Source organism: Aliidiomarina sp. B3213 (genome assembly GCF_003290085.1).
Lineage (GTDB): Bacteria > Pseudomonadota > Gammaproteobacteria > Enterobacterales > Alteromonadaceae > Aliidiomarina.
Map to the genome: position 1 here is coordinate 230,757 of NZ_QMKJ01000004.1, position 17,782 is coordinate 248,538.

The 17,782-nt window shown below is 45.6% G+C and carries 16 protein-coding genes; 9 read left to right on the forward strand and 7 right to left on the reverse strand.

What is annotated here, in order from left to right; translation table 11 throughout:
• Positions 1-1,200, reverse strand: a complete 1,200-nt coding sequence (tyrS, locus tag DQX04_RS12120; RefSeq protein WP_111916199.1) for a tyrosine--tRNA ligase — start codon at positions 1,198-1,200, stop codon at positions 1-3.
• Positions 1,201-1,342: 142 nt separating this feature from the next.
• On the opposite strand from tyrS, the gene DQX04_RS12125 reads away from it, so the two are divergent.
• Both DQX04_RS12125 and DQX04_RS12130 read left to right on the forward strand, forming a co-directional pair.
• Positions 1,343-2,650 carry a peptidoglycan DD-metalloendopeptidase family protein gene (locus DQX04_RS12125; RefSeq protein WP_111916200.1) on the forward strand — a complete coding sequence of 436 codons (1,308 nt, stop codon included), beginning with the start codon at positions 1,343-1,345 and terminating at the stop codon, positions 2,648-2,650.
• 14 nt (positions 2,651-2,664) lie between these two features.
• On the forward strand, positions 2,665-3,798 hold the full coding sequence (locus DQX04_RS12130) for an anhydro-N-acetylmuramic acid kinase (RefSeq protein ID WP_126266362.1): 1,134 nt from the start codon (positions 2,665-2,667) through the stop codon (positions 3,796-3,798).
• 8 nt (positions 3,799-3,806) lie between these two features.
• Here DQX04_RS12130 and pepQ read toward each other — a convergent pair whose 3' ends face one another.
• From pepQ to DQX04_RS12150, 4 genes are all read right to left on the reverse strand, one after another.
• Complete coding sequence (gene pepQ / locus DQX04_RS12135; RefSeq protein ID WP_111916202.1) at positions 3,807-5,111, reverse strand: Xaa-Pro dipeptidase; 1,305 nt, start codon at positions 5,109-5,111, stop codon at positions 3,807-3,809.
• Between the two features lie 99 nt (positions 5,112-5,210).
• Positions 5,211-5,597 (reverse strand): DUF3718 domain-containing protein, encoded by a 387-nt coding sequence (locus tag DQX04_RS12140; protein ID WP_111916203.1) that lies wholly within the window; start codon positions 5,595-5,597, stop codon positions 5,211-5,213.
• Positions 5,598-5,804: 207 nt separating this feature from the next.
• The gene (gene erpA, locus DQX04_RS12145; RefSeq protein ID WP_111916204.1) at positions 5,805-6,152 is read right to left on the reverse strand and encodes an iron-sulfur cluster insertion protein ErpA; all 348 of its coding nucleotides are present in this window, start codon (positions 6,150-6,152) and stop codon (positions 5,805-5,807) included.
• Positions 6,153-6,208: 56 nt separating this feature from the next.
• Positions 6,209-6,928: a DUF6776 family protein gene (locus tag DQX04_RS12150; protein ID WP_111916205.1), complete on the reverse strand. Its 720-nt coding sequence runs from the start codon at positions 6,926-6,928 to the stop codon at positions 6,209-6,211.
• An 84-nt stretch (positions 6,929-7,012) separates the two neighbouring features.
• Here DQX04_RS12150 and hemJ point away from each other — a divergent pair, with 84 nt between their 5' ends.
• From hemJ to DQX04_RS12170, 4 genes are all read left to right on the forward strand, one after another.
• On the forward strand, positions 7,013-7,462 hold the full coding sequence (hemJ, locus tag DQX04_RS12155) for a protoporphyrinogen oxidase HemJ (protein WP_111916206.1): 450 nt from the start codon (positions 7,013-7,015) through the stop codon (positions 7,460-7,462).
• Between the two features lie 70 nt (positions 7,463-7,532).
• On the forward strand, positions 7,533-8,546 hold the full coding sequence (locus tag DQX04_RS12160; protein ID WP_111916207.1) for an aspartate carbamoyltransferase: 1,014 nt from the start codon (positions 7,533-7,535) through the stop codon (positions 8,544-8,546).
• An 8-nt stretch (positions 8,547-8,554) separates the two neighbouring features.
• A complete protein-coding gene (gene hemL, locus DQX04_RS12165; protein ID WP_111916208.1) occupies positions 8,555-9,841 on the forward strand; it encodes a glutamate-1-semialdehyde 2,1-aminomutase in 1,287 nt (428 codons plus the stop codon).
• Positions 9,842-9,868: 27 nt separating this feature from the next.
• Positions 9,869-11,563 (forward strand): NAD-dependent malic enzyme, encoded by a 1,695-nt coding sequence (locus DQX04_RS12170; RefSeq protein ID WP_111916209.1) that lies wholly within the window; start codon positions 9,869-9,871, stop codon positions 11,561-11,563.
• 13 nt (positions 11,564-11,576) lie between these two features.
• On the opposite strand, the gene mrcB is transcribed toward DQX04_RS12170, so the two are convergent.
• Together mrcB and pepB are read right to left on the reverse strand one after the other, a co-directional pair.
• On the reverse strand, positions 11,577-13,841 hold the full coding sequence (mrcB, locus tag DQX04_RS12175) for a penicillin-binding protein 1B (RefSeq protein WP_111916210.1): 2,265 nt from the start codon (positions 13,839-13,841) through the stop codon (positions 11,577-11,579).
• A gap of 143 nt (positions 13,842-13,984) precedes the next feature.
• On the reverse strand, positions 13,985-15,298 hold the full coding sequence (gene pepB / locus DQX04_RS12180) for an aminopeptidase PepB (protein ID WP_111916211.1): 1,314 nt from the start codon (positions 15,296-15,298) through the stop codon (positions 13,985-13,987).
• A gap of 156 nt (positions 15,299-15,454) precedes the next feature.
• Here pepB and sfsA point away from each other — a divergent pair, with 156 nt between their 5' ends.
• The 3 genes from sfsA (at position 15,455) to gluQRS (ending at position 17,620) form a co-directional block, all read left to right on the forward strand.
• Positions 15,455-16,150 carry a DNA/RNA nuclease SfsA gene (gene sfsA, locus DQX04_RS12185; RefSeq protein ID WP_111916212.1) on the forward strand — a complete coding sequence of 232 codons (696 nt, stop codon included), beginning with the start codon at positions 15,455-15,457 and terminating at the stop codon, positions 16,148-16,150.
• A gap of 123 nt (positions 16,151-16,273) precedes the next feature.
• Positions 16,274-16,726 carry an RNA polymerase-binding protein DksA gene (dksA, locus tag DQX04_RS12190; protein ID WP_111916213.1) on the forward strand — a complete coding sequence of 151 codons (453 nt, stop codon included), beginning with the start codon at positions 16,274-16,276 and terminating at the stop codon, positions 16,724-16,726.
• Between the two features lie 6 nt (positions 16,727-16,732).
• Positions 16,733-17,620, forward strand: coding sequence for a tRNA glutamyl-Q(34) synthetase GluQRS (gene gluQRS, locus DQX04_RS12195; RefSeq protein WP_111916214.1), 888 nt, complete (start codon positions 16,733-16,735; stop codon positions 17,618-17,620).
• Positions 17,621-17,782 lie beyond the last annotated feature (162 nt).

The following is a 17,782-nucleotide window of genomic DNA, read 5'->3' on the forward strand; positions in this document are numbered from 1 at the left end:
TTAGAGCTTAATTTTTGCAAACTTTCGTTTGCCTACCTGATAAACGTGCTCACTATTCAATTCACATCTAAACTTGGTGTCTGAAACTTTCTCACCATCTATTTTCACAGCGTTCTGTTTAATCATGCGCATCGCTTCCGAAGTAGAGGCAACCAAACCTGCTTGCTTAAGCACCGAGGCTAACCCTAACTGTTCTTCTTCTAACGTTAGTGTTACTTCTGGCATATCGTCTGGAATTGCATTCTTTTGGAAGCGCTGAATGAAGTCTTGCTCTGCTTTATCCGCATCTTCCTGAGAATGAAAGCGTGCAATAAGTTCTTTCGCTAGCATGATCTTCGCATCACGAGGGTTCATGCCCTGCTCTACTTTTTCGCGAATTTCAGCAAGCTCTTGATCAGACTTGAAGCTTAGAAGCTCAAAGTAGCGCCACATCAAGTCGTCAGAAGCTGACATAACCTTACCAAACATATCGTTAGGTGCGTCTGTAATGCCGATATAGTTGCCTAAAGACTTCGACATTTTTTGTACACCATCTAAGCCTTCTAAGAGAGGAAGCGTAATAACAGTCTGCGGCTCTTGCCCTTCTTCACGCTGCAATTCTCGACCCATAAGCAAGTTGAAACGTTGGTCGGTCCCACCTAATTCGATATCCGCCTTCAGCGCTACTGAATCCCAACCTTGAACAAGTGGGTAAAGGAATTCATGAATCGCGATAGCCTGGCCTTCTTTGTAACGCTTCTTGAAGTCGTCACGTTCGAGCATACGAGCAACGGTTTGTCGCGCAGCTAGCTTTGTCATGCCCGAAGCACCAAGCTCGTTCATCCATTCACTGTTAAAGCGCACTTCGGTTTTTTCTGCGTCGAGAACTTTAAACACTTGTTCTTTATAAGTTTCAGCATTGGCAATTACGTCTTCCCTACTAAGAGGTTTACGGGTTGCATTTTTTCCCGTGGGATCGCCTATCATGCCTGTGAAGTCGCCAATCAAGAAAATGACACGATGGCCTAGATCTTGAAAAACACGCAGTTTATTTAATAACACAGTGTGGCCCAAATGAAGGTCGGGAGCAGTTGGGTCGAAGCCTGCCTTTACCGTTAAAGGCTTGCCCTTACTCAATTTTTTCTCCAATTCTTCAGGTAACAATACCTCGTCGACCCCTCGCGAAATCATCGCAAGCGCATCGCTAACCGATGTCGTCATTATTTACTCCAAAAATTACTGAACTTTTCTGCAAACAAGTATTCTACTGTATTTGAATAACCGAGTGAAACGCAGAAGTGTTGCGTTCTACAGAAAAGTGTTATTATTATGGCGTTGCGCAACAACAGGGTTCTAGTAGTTTATGGTAAGACCGATTAAAAACGTGGTTCGACAGTTACCTCGTCGACATAAAATAACAATATCGGGAATCTCTCTATTTTTGCTTCTCCTCGTGCTTTGGCCGAGTGAGAGAGCCACTGCGTCTCGAAATCTTGCAAACGCCGAGCTTCTAGAGCTTGGTCGCCCATACCCGCTCAGCCTAAACCTTCAAGACGAAATCATCGAAAACTCTGTTCAGCAGAACTACGAGTGGATCAGCTATGAGGTTCGTTCGGGTGACAATCTTGCACGTATATTTAGTAGCTTAGGATTTAGTGCACAGCAGCTGTATCGCATTACTCAAGTCGAACACGAAGACATACTGCGCCGTATTCACCCAGGCGATACGCTTCAATTCGCAACGACCGAAGACAAAGAGATTATTGAGCTTCGCTACGAACTTAATGAGACCGAATCTGTGGTTATCCGCCACGGAGAGTCAGGTAATTACGAAAGTTATTCAGAATCAAAAGAGATCGAAAGCCGTCTCGAGTTTGCACATGCAACTATTTCAAGCAGCTTCTGGAACGCAGGTGTAGAAGCAGGCTTAACTCAGTCACAAATAATGAACCTAGCCGACCTTTTTGGTTGGGACATCGACTTTGCATTAGATATTCGAGAAGGCGACCGCTTCAGTGTTTTATTCGAACAGAACTATATCGACGGTCGTTTTGTCGGTAATGGCAAAATCGTAGCTGCTGAATTCATCAATCAGAACGAGACATTCCGTGCTGTGCTGCATGAAAACGGCAACTACTACACACCGGAAGGTAAGAATATGCGTAAATCATTCTTGCGCGCTCCGGTCCACTTTACCCGTGTAAGTTCTAGTTTTAACCCAAGACGTTTGCACCCTGTAACCGGTAGAGTTTCACCGCACCGTGGAATTGATTACGCAGCAGCAACAGGCACGCCTGTTATGGCTGCCGGTGACGGGAGAGTTGTAGAAAGCGGCTACAACAACTTAAACGGTAATTATATTTTTGTTCAGCATGGTGAACGCTACGTAACTAAATACTTACACCTAAGTAGACGTCATGTAAGCCGTGGTGAACGCATTCGCCAGGGCCAAATTATTGGCCGCGTTGGTGCAACCGGGCGAGTAACCGGCGCACACCTGCATTACGAGTTTTTAGTTGACGGTGTACACCGCAATCCAAGAACAGTTGAGCTTCCACAGGCAGAGTCGTTACCGCAAGATATGTTGCCAAGCTTCACAGGCTTTGCAGAGCAACAAATGGTTCGCCTGCAGAATCGCCAACGTGTTTATTTGGCATTAAATCAGAACTAATTGTGGCTCAACGTATGCGTCATGCACCCCAGAAGGATTGGTATCTTGGCATTCTTTCTGGGACAAGTATTGATGGTATCGATATTGTTCTTGCCGATTTTTCAAATGAACAGCCCAAAGTTGTAGCGGCAACCACCGCTGAAATACCAAAGTCTCTTCGTCAGCAATTAACACAACTTTGCACTTGCCAAAATAACAATGAAATTTTTCGTTTAGGGGTTGCAGACCGTTTATTCTCGCAGTCTGTAAGTGAAGCAGTGCTCACTTTTTTAGATGATCATGGTATTGCCGCAGATGAAATCACTGCTATCGGCTTCCATGGGCAAACCATTCGCCACCACCCCGATATTGATACGCCCTTCACCTGGCAATTAGGTTGCCCTGAAACACTGGCTACGCTTTGTAACATCCCAGTTATCAGTCATTTCAGACAAAAAGATATTGCACTAGGTGGTCAAGGTGCCCCGCTAGCGCCCGCTTTGCACCAAGCCATGTTCGCGCAACAAGACGTTGATGTTGCGGTCGTGAACCTTGGAGGCATCGCCAACATTAGTTTTCTTGGGTCTGATGGAACACTTAACGGATTTGACTGCGGGCCTGCAAGCACCCTGCTCGATTACTGGTATACGCAGCATCATCCAAATGCTAGAACGTCCTATGACGTCGGCGGGCACTGGGCTAAGCAAGGCCAAGTAAACCAACGTTTATTGGAAGCTATGCTAAGCGACCCATACTTCGATAAAACTCCGCCAAAAAGCACTGGCCGAGAGTACTTCACACCAGAATGGCTGCACCGACATATCCAGCGAGATGGAAATGAAGTACGCGCAGTAGATATCCAGGCCACAGTACTTGAATTAACAGCTGTGACACTCGTTTCGGCACTTAAAGAGTTTGCACCAGCGCAGCAGGTTTATTGTTGCGGAGGTGGTGTTTTTAACGACGCACTCATGGCCCGTTGTGCGCAGCTATGGAAGCAGGCTAAGTGGTCTAACACACAAGAGTTAGGTGTAGCTCCACAGTGGGTTGAAGGAATATTATTTGCGTGGTTAGCACGGCGATTCGAGAATCGTATTGTTACCGACCTAACACAAGTTACGGGAGCGAGTCGTCCTGCTTTATTAGGCCGCTACACTCCCGCAATTTAAGCTAAAGCTTACACTTTCTTGAAAGCTTCTCGCGTAATGTTTTCTGTTCCATCAGCGGTAACTAGCACGCTGTCTTCCACACGCACACCACCATATGGACGAAGTTCGCCAATACGCTGCCAGTTAAAGTCTTCATTGCCGGCGAACTCTTCTAGTAATTGATCAACAACGTAAAGTCCTGGTTCAATCGTGAATACCTGTCCTGGCTCTATGTCACGTAGTAGCCGTAAGAACGGATGACGCGCGTCTCGAGTAAAACTGTCACCATTTGCGTTCTTCAAAAAACCACCCACGTCGTGCACTTGTAAGCCGATATAATGCCCAAGTCCATGAGGGAAGAACGCATTGGTGTAACCACGCTTGTAGCAGGTTTCGGCGTCGACTTTCATAAAGCCGAACTTATGCAAAATCTCGGCAACTTTCATGTGCATTGCCACATGTAAGTCGTAATAGCTTTTACCTACTTCAATCTCGCTGATAATTTCTAGTTCAGCTTCGTTCATAGCTTCCACTAGCTCAGCATAGAAACCAGTTTTTTCCGCGCTATAGGTTCGCGTAATGTCAGCACAGTAGCCGTTGTAGTAGGCGCCAGCGTCAATTAAAAACGACAAGTGAGACCCAGGAGCATTAATGTCGGCATGGTCATAATGCAAAATCGCACCATGATTATTTAACGCCACAATGCTGTGATAAGGCAGCTGGGTTTCCAGAGAGCGAGCAGCCTTTTGATAAGCTAAATGAATATCGACTTCACTTTCTTGGTTATAAAAAGCGTCACGTGCCGCATTGTGACCTCTAGCAGCCTTAATATTGGCATTACGTAGGCAATCAACCTCGTAGTCAGTCTTAATTGCACGCTGAAAGTGCAGGTGATCAATTAAACCTTGAGGGTTAACAGCCATTTTTGGCCAGTCTTCCAGCGTATAGAAATTCTCACCGATAAATGCTGTTTTGGTTAGTTCTTTCGCAAGTGCATTTTTAACCGTTTGTTCGCTATCTATGAGCGTCAATTCAATGTGCTCACGCCAGTCTCCTGGTGGAATTTCGGGCTGCGCATGCCAAAAGTCTTTAGCTTGATGCAAAAAGAGTTGTGGTGTTTCACCCACACGATAGAAAATAAAGCTCTTAGGGCTCTCGGTAATAGGTACCCAGTATTTAAAAAATGGATTTACACGATACGGATACGCGTTATCGTCAAGGAATGCGACACTTGGATGCCCCGCATAAATCAATACACTGTCAAAACCTTGCGCCTTTAACGCCTCGTCAAAGCGCGCTTTAACAGTTTCTACATGTCCTCGATATAAACTCATACAACCCTCTTCATAAGAACTTCAGATGCCGGGCAGTGTAACAAAAAAGCCCGACCACCATAAGTGATCGGGCTTTCAAAAGGCGAAATGCTTGTAGAATTAGCCAGCTAGACGCTCGCGGACTACAGAAACTACAGGAGAGTTCGAGTAGCCAGACTGTGCAGCCCACTCAAGAACTGGAACGCCGTTTACTGTGTCTTCTTCAATGCTTCTTGAAGGTAGTTGACGAATTAACAACTCACCTACGCTAGCTGCTTCTGCAGTAATCGCGAACTGAATCATGCTGTAACCGTTACAACGAACGCCGCTGTATACATTGCGAAGTCTTACATTGTGGTTATCCAAGATAGTGCGGAAACGCTGACGGTCGTCTGCACTTACTGCTGTACATAAGCTTTCTGCAATAGCTGCTGAAGCTTGCGCTGGAGTAGAAATTGCGATGTTACCAATTAGTGCTGCACCAAGGATAGCGATCAATGTTCTCATTTGAAGTCTCCTAAACAAGTGGGTTCGTTTCGATGGCGCTATTCTCGTTATTTCCTACCTTAAATCAATAAGTTTCGTGTTCGTAATTTGTTAATTCGTTATGTTAAACCTGAACAGATTTGTTTCTTTTTTGTACAAAAAAGCCCGTTCTTTCGAACAGGCCCACAAAAACACTGGTTAAAAATTGTTATATTTTGTCTGGTCTGATTAGACAGAAAATGAAGCGCCACAACCACACGTTGTTGTCGCATTTGGATTATTCACAAAAAATCTAGAGCCCTGTAACCCTTCTTCATAATCGACAACACCACCAATTAGATACTGCAAACTCATCGGGTCGACAACTAAAGTGACCCCGTTTTTCTCAATTTGCATATCATCAGGATTAGTATTTTCTTCGAAGGTAAAGCCGTACTGAAAACCTGAGCAGCCGCCTCCGGTAACGAAGACGCGAAGTTTAAGCTCGGTATTTTCTTCTTCAGAAATTAGTTCGTGGACACGCGCAGCCGCAGCTTCCGAAAACTCTATAGGCATTGCTTGTTCAACTACACTCATGAACTACTCCACATTTATATCAATAAACTTTACGTATTTTCTCGCATCATTCCGCGTCATTCAAGATCGCCAGAACCTTCTATATCTTGAATTTCTACATCTTCTGCCAACAGTTCTTGCCACTGATAGATTTGGTCTATCGCACTCCCTCGACGCCTTTGCACCCTAACAGTCACTGTATTCGGGACAAAGTTCTCGGGTAATCGAAACGTACCTTCTGACAACGCGAAGTAATTCATTGCAAAATCACCTTCCTCAATTCCTGCAAGCTCGAGCAAGTTATAGGTTTTAGTTTCGTTATTCTCTTGCCCAGTCAGCTGAACCGAAAAGCTTCCTGTAACCAGTTGCTGAGCTCGTTCGAGTTGCAACAAAATGAGTCTGAAATAGAAGTTTCCAGAAGAGGTCGCCTCTGAAATAACAAACGAGTCGATAGCCACCCCATTTGCATCGAGCTCAGGCGCCATGACGCGTTGATAGAAAGTTAACTCGCGAGCGATAACCGCTTTATCTTCGATGGAGTCACGCAAATCATCCTGCAACGATCGCGTCGCCGCGCGCTCTACGTCGAGCTCCACCTGTAAAATATTATTTTCGTATTCCAATCGATCTAAGCGTTCATACAAAGTTTCAGTTTGAGACTCTAACCATGCGACACGCTGTGTTTGCCAATCGATACGCTTGTGACCACCGTAGTACCCAATAAAGATAGCCGCGATGAGCAAGGCAATGGCCAACAAAATTGTCCGTACGGTAATAATACGTCCAGGTTGAAACACGTTCTATCCTCTCGTTTGAATGGCGTGGCGTATAAGGCCCACCAATGGTAAATTATGTGAAAGACTAGCTTTCGGTAAACGTCAATGACAGAACTTCTCGTATTACAATGGTTTAAAGCATTACACCTTATAACCATGGTCGCTTGGTTTGCGGGCATTTTCTATTTGCCACGCCTGTTTGTATACCATGCAGAGTCGAACGAGCCTTCTGTTCATGCGCAGCTCACCATTATGGAGCGTCGATTGCTGTACTTTATCACACCCTTTGCCATTCTGACGTTAATATTCGGCGCAGGAATGCTTTATATCTATGGCTTAGAATGGCTTAAGCATTCGGGCTGGATGCACATCAAACTGACTCTAGTTGCTGCACTGTGTGGTTACCATATCTACTGCTTTAAACTACTTAAACAATTCGCCAAGGGTGAAAACAGTCACTCAGGCAAATGGTTCCGCTGGTTTAATGAAGCTCCTGTTATTGTATTGTTTTCGGTCATTTTATTAGCGGTATTAAAACCTGCATTTGGCAGTTAAATCAGTGACGACACTAGCCTGACTCTGCTATCATATTCAGCCAACAATCATCACGTTGGTAAGGGTAGCTATGAACTTCAAAGGGGCAAACATTCTCTCGGTTGGGCAGTTCGATTTACCCGCAATAGAGAAAATCTTCCAGATTGCGGACCAAATGGCACCCTATGCTCACCGGCAGAAGCGCACAAGAGTTTTAGACGGCGCAATCTTGGGAAATTTATTCTTCGAGCCATCCACAAGAACGCGAGTTAGTTTCGGTACTGCGTTCAACCTGCTTGGCGGTGAAGTGCGAGAAACCACAGGCATGGAAAGCTCTGCCATCGCCAAAGGTGAGTCGCTATACGATACAGCGCGTGTGCTGTCTAGTTACAGCGACATAATCACCATGCGCCACCCCAAGGCTGGCAGTGTTGCAGAGTTTGCGGAAGGTAGTCGAGTACCGGTTATTAACGGTGGTGACGGTGCAAACGAACATCCGACACAAGCACTGTTAGATTTATATACGATCCAAAAAGAGTTGAACCACCATCAACGAAGCATTGATGGCATGCATATTTGTATGATTGGCGACCTCAAGTATGGCCGTACAGTTCACTCGTTATCGAAACTACTGTGCTTATATAAAAATGTGCGTTTTACGCTTATTTCCCCAAGAGAACTTGCTATGCCCAGTGAGGTTATCGACTTACTGACCAATGCCGGACATGAAGTTCTTGTTTCAGACGAAATGGTAGGCGTCATGGATGCCGACATTGTGTATCAAACGCGAATTCAGCAAGAGCGGTTTGCCAGTATGGAAGAAGCTGCCCAGTACCGCGGCAGGTTCCGTCTGAACAGCGAGATATACACCCGCCATTACAAGCCAAACACGGTCATTATGCACCCTTTGCCTCGAGACTCCCGAGCAGAAGCAAATGAACTTGATAACGACTTAAACCAAAATCCCAACTTAGCCATATTTAGACAAGCTGACAACGGCGTGCTCATTCGAATGGCACTCTTTGCCTTAACCCTTGGTGTTGAGGACTTAGTTAGCAAATACGACACTGATGTCGTGTGGTATAGCGAAAAAGCGAATTTTTAGAGGTATCTATGTCCCGTTCTGAAGAACTATTTAACCAAGCCCAACGCTCTATTCCTGGTGGTGTAAACTCCCCCGTCCGTGCTTTTAAAGGTGTTGGCGGCACGCCCGTATTTGTAGAACGCGCGAATGGCGCTTATCTATTTGACGAAGACGGTCAGCGTTACATCGACTACGTGGGCTCGTGGGGACCAATGATCTTGGGCCACAATCACCCGGATGTGCGCGCGGCAGCTATTGAAGCAGCAGAACGCGGATTAAGCTTCGGAACGCCTACAGCTATCGAAACGACCATGGCGGAAAAAGTGATTTCAATTGTTCCATCAATTGAGAAAGTTCGCATGGTGAACTCTGGCACAGAAGCCACTATGACTGCTATTCGACTTGCTCGTGGTTATACAGGCAAAAACAAAATATTGAAGTTTGAAGGTTGCTACCATGGTCATGCCGACTCTTTACTCGTTAAAGCCGGTTCAGGCGCCCTTACCTTAGGCGTTCCAAGTTCTCCGGGCATTCCTGAAGACGTAGCCAAACACACGCTTACGGTTAGCTTCAATAAACTAGACGAAGTTGAAAAAGTGTTTGCGGAAGTCGGTGACGACATCGCATGTATTATTGTTGAGCCCGTTGCCGGCAACATGAACTGTATTTTACCAGAGGAAGGTTTCCTTGAAGGTTTGCGTGACATTTGTGACCGGTTCAACTCTGTACTCATTTTCGATGAAGTGATGACCGGTTTTCGTGTTTCACAAGGTGGCGCACAACAACATTTCAATGTGACACCTGACCTTACTTGTTTAGGTAAAGTTATTGGTGGCGGAATGCCGGTGGGAGCATTTGGTGGTAAGGCTGAAATTATGGACCATATCGCTCCAGTTGGCCCAGTTTACCAAGCGGGTACCTTGTCTGGAAATCCAATTGCCATGGCTGCAGGCCTAACCACATTAAGCTTATTAAACGACGAATCTCGTTATCATCAGCTAAATGCACAAGTTAAAGCACTCACCACAGGCTTGCAAAAGCTTGCTGACAAACATGGTATTCCATTTACCACGAGCCAAGCTGGCGGCATGTTCGGGTTCTTCTTTACTAACGAAGACAAGGTAACCACCTTTGAGCAAGCAACCGCTTGCAACATGGAGCACTTTAAGACGTTCTACCACGAAATGCTGAAGCAAGGTATATACTTAGCACCAAGCGCTTTTGAAGCTGGGTTTATGTCTATGGCGCATAGCGAGCAGGACATACAAGACACGCTGGACTGTGCTGACAAAGCTTTCGCGAAAATCGCTCAGTAATAACACTATATTGAAATAGGAATTTTCATGACCGAGTCTAAGTCTAAAAGCCCACTGTACATTCACTACTCAGGCCCTTCATTGCTTGAGACGCCGTTGCTGAATAAAAGTAGTGCCTTTAGTCCAGAGGAACGCAAAGCATTCAACTTAACGGGTTTGCTTCCTCCTCGTTATGAAACTATTGAAGAGCAAGTAAGCCGTGCTTACATGCAATATAAAAGTTTTGAAACACCGTTGAATAAACATATCTTTCTTCGTGCAATTCAAGACACCAACGAAACCATGTATTACCGCTTGGTCAAAGACCACGTAGAAGAAATGATGCCCATTATCTACACTCCGACGGTAGGTGATGCTTGTGAGCAATTTTCAGATATCTACCGCAGTGCTCGTGGTTTGTTCTTATCGTACGCAGAGCGCGATCAAATGGACGACATATTACGCAATGCGACCAAACGTAATGTGAAAGTTATCGTGGTTACTGACGGCGAGCGTATTCTTGGCTTAGGTGACCAAGGTATCGGCGGCATGGGAATTCCTATTGGAAAACTCTCTCTTTATACCGCCTGTGGTGGTATTAGCCCTGCGTATGCTCTCCCAGTCATGTTGGACGTGGGCACGAACAATGAAAAACTTTTAAATGACCCAATGTACATGGGCGCCCGCCACAAACGGGTTACTGGTAAAGAGTACGAAGACTTTATAGACACCTTTATTCAGGCAGTAGAAAAGCGCTGGCCTGGGGTACTTATTCAGTTTGAAGACTTCGCTCAGCAAAATGCCATGCCGATCCTGAAAAAGTATCAAGACCAAGTGTGTTGTTTTAATGACGATATTCAAGGTACGGCAGCTGTTACAGCCGGAACTTTACTAGCTGCCTGTAAAGCAAAAGGTCAGTCGATTACAGAACAACGCGTTGCCTTTGTTGGGTCTGGCTCTGCGGGTTGTGGTATCGCTGAACAAATCATTGCTCACATGCAGGCCGAGGGTTTAACAAGAGAACAAGCGCAAAGCCAGATTTATATGGTTGATCGTTTCGGCTTGTTAACCGACAAAATGGATAACTTACGCGACTTTCAGGCGGCATTAACCCAATCTAGCGAAGTCATTGCAGATTGGAGCTTCAGTGGCGAATATCCTTCACTACTCGATGTGATGAACTGCGCGAAACCAACGGTGCTCATCGGCGTATCCGGACAGCCGGGCTTATTCACAGAGCAAGTCATTCGTGCCATGCATGAACATTGTGAAGAGCCGATTATTTTTCCACTGAGCAACCCGTCACGTCATGTTGAAGCTCATCCTCGAGACGTATTGCGTTGGACAAACGGCAAAGCCATTTTAGCCACGGGCAGTCCATTTGACGAAGTCGTAGTCGACGGCGTGAATTACCCTATCGCTCAATGTAACAACAGCTACATTTTCCCCGGCATTGGTTTAGGTGTATTGGCTGTAAAGTCACGCCGCGTTACAGAAAAAATGATGCTCATTGCCAGCGAAACCCTCGCAGCAATGTCACCTAAAGTATTGGGTTCTGGAGCGAGTCTGCTGCCGTCGTTAAGGGAAATAGAAACCCTTTCGAGAGAGATCGCATTTGCGGTTGGAAAAGTAGCCCAAGAACAAGGCCACGCTCTAGAAATTCCGGACGAACTGCTACGTTCACGCATTAGCAAGGTGTTCTGGGAACCTGAATACCGAGAATATCGTCGCGTCAGCCTGTAGCTTTTAAATCATGCTAACCGAAGATGCGCTCAAACCAAGAGCGCTCTTCTTTCTGTTCTTGGTCTCTTAGTCTTCCTCGGCAGTCATAGAATTCAGTCGCGGCCACGCCCATCATCGGAATGCGCAGTGCTTCACTGCAGTCTGGGCCAACGCGATTCATATTCATCGCGTCGACATAAATCCAATGCATCGTTTCGGGAAGAACGCGATCTAATGGCTGAATATTACTGCGCCGCCAATATTCTCGGGCTAACGGTAAAGCGCCAGCACTGCCCGTTAGTCCCACCGGGGAATTATTATCGTAGCCTACCCACACTGTCAGCATCCGTGCCCCATCAAATGAAACGAACCAACTATCTCTTAAATCATCTGTAGATCCGGTTTTGCCACCAATATCCTCGCTTACGTCTGATATTGCTTGCCCAGTCCCTCTCGCTACAACCTGCTCCATGGCATATCTAGCCATTCGTGCCGCTTCTGGGGTAAGTACCTGTGTAGCCGTATTCTCTCTTAAAAATATGGATTCGCCACGATGAGTTGTTACCGCTTCAATGGTATGCAAAGGAACGCGCTTTCCCTCGTTTAGCAGAGGCACGTATAGCTGCGAGATTTGAAAGGGAGACATTTCTATCGTACCCAACATCAAACTTGGGTAACTATGGATACTAGCTGGCGCTCCTGCGTTGACTAATCGACGTCTAACCTGATCAGCTCCTATTTCCATACCCACGCGCACCACCGGAGCATTGCGAGAATCTATAAAAGCCTCTAATAACGTAATTTCCCCTCGGAAAGTCTCATCGTAATTCTGAGGCTGCCAAAGGTCTCCACGCTCGTTTACAAGCTCAATTGGAGTGTCTTGTACCGGCGTAATCAGATTAAATTCGGCTTCATTTTCGAACGCAAGCGCATAAACCCAAGGCTTTACCAGCGAACCAATTGCACGCTGCGCATTCAAAGCTCGGTTAAACCCGGCGTTTACTGGCTCTGCTCCGCCAATTAGCGCTTCAATAGCACCCGTACGATAATCAGTCACCAATAGAGCACGTTCTGCACTTTTCACTTGATCGGGAATAAATTGGCTACGAGCGCTAGACTCGAGCCTTGCCTGCTGCTCTGGGTCAAATGTGGTGTAAATTTTTAATCCCGTTCTATGCCATTGCGAGCCTTGTACATAATCATTTAATTCAGCTTGTACGGCATCGATAAAGTCTGGGCGGCCATAACGGCTTAGCCGAGTTTGCTCTCGAGTTCTCACTTCACGGTCAATTGCAGCAAGATACTGAGTTTGATTGATTAAGTCGTTTTCAAACATTAACCGTAAAACTAAATCTCTTCGGCCTTTCGCATTTTCGGGATTTCGTCGAGGATTATAAAGACTAGGTCCCTTTACCATTCCGATAAGTAATGCGATTTCGTCTACATTGAGGTTCTGTGGCGTTTTTCCAAAGTAGAAGTGGCTACCTAAACCAATGCCGTGAATAGCATGACCACCGTCTTGCCCAAAAAACACTTCATTAAAATAGGCTTCTAAAATTTCGTCTTTGCTGAAGCGGAAATCTAAGATAAGCGCCATTAATGCTTCGTTAAACTTCCGGATATAAGTTTGCTCAGAAGAAAGGAACATATTCTTCACAAGCTGCTGCGTAATTGTACTACCACCTTGAACTGTTCTACCTGCGGCAATATTGGCAAGAACAGCACGAACAATAGCTGTTGGACGAACACCCGCATGATGGTAAAAATCTTGGTCTTCGACCAGCAATAAAGTTTCTTTCATTAATGCCGGAACTTCTTCTAAGCCCAGAATTAACCGGTCTTCTCCTTGTCCAGTAGGAAACCTCCCCATAAGTTGAGGCTCTAATCGAATTGCCGTCATCGAATCTTGTTCTGGCCACGACTCTATTCTTTCGAGCACGTTACTCTCATTAAAAAGCAAACGAACGCGCTTTGCCGGCTCTAGGTTGTCAGGAAAGTCAAAGGCTCTGCGATGCAATAGAATTTGCTGATTGGCTTGCTGAAATTCACCTGGATCACGTGCAGATCTAGACTCACGGTAATCTAACGCATGAAGTTCAGAGATAACTTGAGCTAACGAGATATTTTGATGAGGTTCAAGTGATAGAGCACGGCTATAAATTAACGCTGGGGCTTGATAACGGGCATGGGCAAAACGCTTTGTTACTTGAGCGTCTAAATATACGCCGTAAAAAGCTAAAACAACCGCACCAACCAGTGCGCATTTAAAAATGAAAGCTAAAGCCGACTTGATGGACACAACAACCCTCTGTTTTTTGCCATAGCGTAACGCCCAAAAGCAGTTAGGGAAAGCGACTTTGCCTGATTATTACGAATAGACAATGAGCGAAATAGAGGAATTGTTATTCAGCCCTCAACGCCAAGGGCTGAATAACTTAACGACTAGCGCGTAAGAATGCGCGCAATAGTTTGTACACCTAAGCCTGTAGCACCGGCAGGATAAAGTGCGTTTGCTTGACCGTGATAAGCACCCGCTAAGTCGAAGTGCAACCAACCTTGCCCCTTATTCGGAGCAAATCTCAGTAGGAAACCTGCCGCATTACTTGCGCCGCCAGAGCCACCACCCTTCATCGGCTTGCTATTTGCGGTGTCCGCAAACGGCGAAGGACAGTTGTATTGATGCCAAGAATTTAGGGGCAGACGCCATAGATTTTCATGACTACGTTCAGCAATTTTTAACGCTTCATTGGCAAAACTGTCGTCTACGCTAAATAAGGCGTTGTACTCTGTACCAACAGCGACTTGTGCCGCACCTGTTAGCGTTGCTGCATCAATAATATATTTGGCATTCAACTCACCTGCGCGAATTAACCCGTCTGCCAATACAAGACGACCTTCAGCGTCTGTGTTTACAATCTCAACCGATTGACCGTTCTTGTAGTAAATAATATCGCCATTCTTGTATGCATTACCGTCGATCATGTTTTCGGCACAGCATAGCAGTAACTTCACGCGCTTATTTAAACCTTGCTGCATGGCAAGAATTAGAGCGCCAGACACCGTTGCGGCCCCACCCATGTCACACTTCATAGCAACCATGCCTTCGTTGCCTTTAATGCTATACCCACCGGTATCGAACGTAATACCTTTACCGATAAGGGCATACTCTACTTCTGCTTTCTCGTCACCGGTTGGATTAAAGTCTAGTTCCAGAAGCACTGGAGGATGCTGACTCGCACGTCCCACAGTATGAATACCAAAACGTTCTTCATTGACTAATTCAGGGCCAACCACCATGCGCGCAGAAACTGCTTTCCCGCCGACTTCCTGAGCCTTTTCAATAACTTTTTCACACAGGCTTTCTGGATAAATCTCACTTGAGGGCAAGTTAATAAGATTTCGCACCCAACGATAAGTGTCGACAAGAGGTTTGAGAGATGACTGAGCATCGTCACTAAACACAATCTCATTAGTTGAGCGCGTGTCTGTGAACCCTTTGGCAAAAGCCCATTGACGCGCCTCTGTCCAACCTTCTCCTTCAAGAGAAACCTTTGCTAAACCCAGCTGATCTAGTTTGCGAGCTGCGGTTTGAATGACACGAAATTCGGCTTCGTCGTCTTCATTTTTCCGCTCTGCTTGGCGAGTTTCCGGCAATACCACACGGAAACCAGAGTCTGCAGCATACACGACACTGTTATCGCGTACCCCTTGTGGACACTCTTCCTTAGTTAACCAAACCGGGATGGCACTAGACATCATTCACCTCACAACGTAGTTTAAGTCCGTAAAAAATAAATCTGAGAGCGTGATCACTTCAGCGCACTCAAACAGAGCTTTGAATTATAGCAAGCCATACTTTAAAAAACAGAAAGCAAAACCTGAAGACGTACTGTAACGAGAAAATAAACAGCTATGCAATTTAATCCTCCTCTGAAAGCCGCCAAATTAGTAAAAAGATACAAGCGCTTTTTAGCAGACGTAACTCTGCCCGATGGTTCTGAACTTACCGTTCATTGCCCTAATACAGGTGCAATGACTGGCTGTGCTATCCCCGACAGCGAAGTTTGGCTGAGCGAGAGCGACAACAAAAAGCGAAAGTACGCACACACTTGGGAAGTTGCGAAACTCCCCTCAAAAGATTGGGTGTGCATTAATACGCACCGCGCAAATGAGCTTGTAGTGGAAGCCTTACATACCTCTTTACCGAAAGAGCTTGAAAGCTTCTCAGCAATGGAGCGTGAAGTTAAATACGGTGAAAAAAGTAGATGTGACATTGTGTTACAAAGAAATAACGCACCAGACACCTATATCGAGGTAAAATCCGTGACATTGCTTGAAGATGAGAACGGCTACTTCCCTGATGCTGTTTCAACACGAGCAACAAGACAAATAGAAGAACTTATTCAACTGAAACATGACACGGGAAACGACATCGCGATTGTTTATGCAGTTATGCATACCGGCATAAAAAACGTACAGACGGCAACGCATATTGATCCAAACTATGCTGCTATGTGTAAACAAGCAGAGGCAAATGGGCTAACTATTTTCAAGGCTTTTTTCAATATAAATCAATATGGTATTGAATTTTCAAATTGGAGCGCTTGAATCTTGATTTCCAGCCCCCATTTGCTGTTTTTGCGGTAAAATTGCACGTATTTTTTTTATCTGATATACATACCCATCTTTTTTGAGACAGGTTAGTTGTAAACCTCCCGGAGGGAATGAACTATGGCGGCAGCTAAGGAAAGGAAAGCGCACGGAATTCTTGCGCAAGCGGGGCTTGAGCCTTACGCCGAGAAGAAAGGCGAAGAGTACATGAATGAAGCGCAGCGCGCTCATTTTAAAAAGATTTTAGAAGTGTGGCGTGCACAACTTAGAGAAGAAGTTGACCGTACCGTTGGCCACTTGAAGGAAGACGCTGAAAATTACGCTGACCCAGTCGATCGAGCAGCACAGGAAGAAGAGTTTGCTATCGAGTTACGTACTCGCGACAGAGAACGTAAATTGATTAAGAAAATTGAAAAAACATTGGAGCTTATCGAGCACAACGATTTCGGCTTTTGTGAGTCGTGCGGTGTGGAAATAGGTATTCGCCGGTTAGAAGCAAGACCAACTGCAGACTTATGTATAGACTGTAAAAGCCTTGCAGAAATCCGCGAAAAGCAAATGAAAGGCTCTTAAGCAAAGGTGGCAGACCTAGCTACGCACTATCGGGGGCGTTTCGCCCCTAGTCCATCGGGCCCGCTTCATGCGGGCTCTTTAGTTGCAGCTCTAGCAAGCTACTTAGATGCTCGCGCAAATCGTGGCAGTTGGCTTGTTCGTATTGAAGACATAGACCCACCAAGAGAAGTAGAGGGCGCAGCTGACATCATTCTCGAGCAACTACAGGCACATGGGTTAGCATGGGACGAACCCGTTCTTTGGCAATCGCAGTCTGAGCAAGTTTTTCAAAAAGTCTTACAAGCTTTATTGAGCGCACGCCAAGCCTACTACTGCAATTGTACCCGCAAAGAAATTCAGCAACGTGGCGGCCACTACGATGGATTTTGTCGAGACAAAAATAGAGCAGCTGAAAATGCTAGTGTTCGCTTTCTGAATACTGGCGCGTGTCAAAGTTTTGAAGACCGTCTGCTCGGTCACATCAAAGTGCCACAAGAGTTTGCCCTTGAAGACTTTGTTCTTAAACGCAGAGACGGTTTATGGGCTTATCAGCTAGCGGTAGTTGCCGACGACTACTGCCAAGGCATCACTCATGTGGTACGTGGCCAAGACTTATTGTTCCCTACAGTTTGGCAAATTGAACTTTGGAAAAATCTGCAAAACCTAAGTTTCTTAAGCCCAGAGCAGACTCACGACGTGCCGAACTACGCACATGTGAAACTTCAACTTGATCGGAATGGCAACAAACTGAGTAAGCAAAACCATGCACCAGCTATCGACAACAACCAAGCTTCAAACAACCTTTGCCAAGCATTAGTTGCGCTTGATATTGAAATTCCCCACAACCTGGCAACAGCAAGCGTTGATGAAATCATTACGTTTGGCGTTGAAAAATGGAAAAGCCAAAAAATATAATATGTTCAATATCATCGCGATCGGTTAAAATGCGCGCGGTTGCACAATAAAGTTGTGCGATAAAATATAGACTAGACGGTTAGTTTCAAAATATTGATTTTAGGCTTGAGGATTCCCGCCATCATTAAGAAGTTTTTAAAAAAGGACAAACGCGAAAACAAG

Bases quoted from the DNA above. Each gene is read 5' to 3' on its own strand.
- DQX04_RS12160 (WP_111916207.1), top strand. From the start codon at position 7,533: ATGAACTTCAAAGGGGCAAACATTCTCTCGGTTGGGCAGTTCGATTTA.
- pepQ (WP_111916202.1), bottom strand. From the start codon at position 5,111: ATGAGTTTATATCGAGGACATGTAGAAACTGTTAAAGCGCGCTTTGAC.
- DQX04_RS12130 (WP_126266362.1), top strand. From the start codon at position 2,665: ATGCGTCATGCACCCCAGAAGGATTGGTATCTTGGCATTCTTTCTGGG.
- erpA (WP_111916204.1), bottom strand. From the start codon at position 6,152: ATGAGTGTAGTTGAACAAGCAATGCCTATAGAGTTTTCGGAAGCTGCG.
- DQX04_RS12140 (WP_111916203.1), bottom strand. From the start codon at position 5,597: ATGAGAACATTGATCGCTATCCTTGGTGCAGCACTAATTGGTAACATC.
- DQX04_RS12125 (WP_111916200.1), top strand. From the start codon at position 1,343: ATGGTAAGACCGATTAAAAACGTGGTTCGACAGTTACCTCGTCGACAT.
- sfsA (WP_111916212.1), top strand. From the start codon at position 15,455: ATGCAATTTAATCCTCCTCTGAAAGCCGCCAAATTAGTAAAAAGATAC.
- tyrS (WP_111916199.1), bottom strand. From the start codon at position 1,200: ATGACGACATCGGTTAGCGATGCGCTTGCGATGATTTCGCGAGGGGTC.
- dksA (WP_111916213.1), top strand. From the start codon at position 16,274: ATGGCGGCAGCTAAGGAAAGGAAAGCGCACGGAATTCTTGCGCAAGCG.
- hemL (WP_111916208.1), top strand. From the start codon at position 8,555: ATGTCCCGTTCTGAAGAACTATTTAACCAAGCCCAACGCTCTATTCCT.
- hemJ (WP_111916206.1), top strand. From the start codon at position 7,013: ATGACAGAACTTCTCGTATTACAATGGTTTAAAGCATTACACCTTATA.
- DQX04_RS12170 (WP_111916209.1), top strand. From the start codon at position 9,869: ATGACCGAGTCTAAGTCTAAAAGCCCACTGTACATTCACTACTCAGGC.
- pepB (WP_111916211.1), bottom strand. From the start codon at position 15,298: ATGTCTAGTGCCATCCCGGTTTGGTTAACTAAGGAAGAGTGTCCACAA.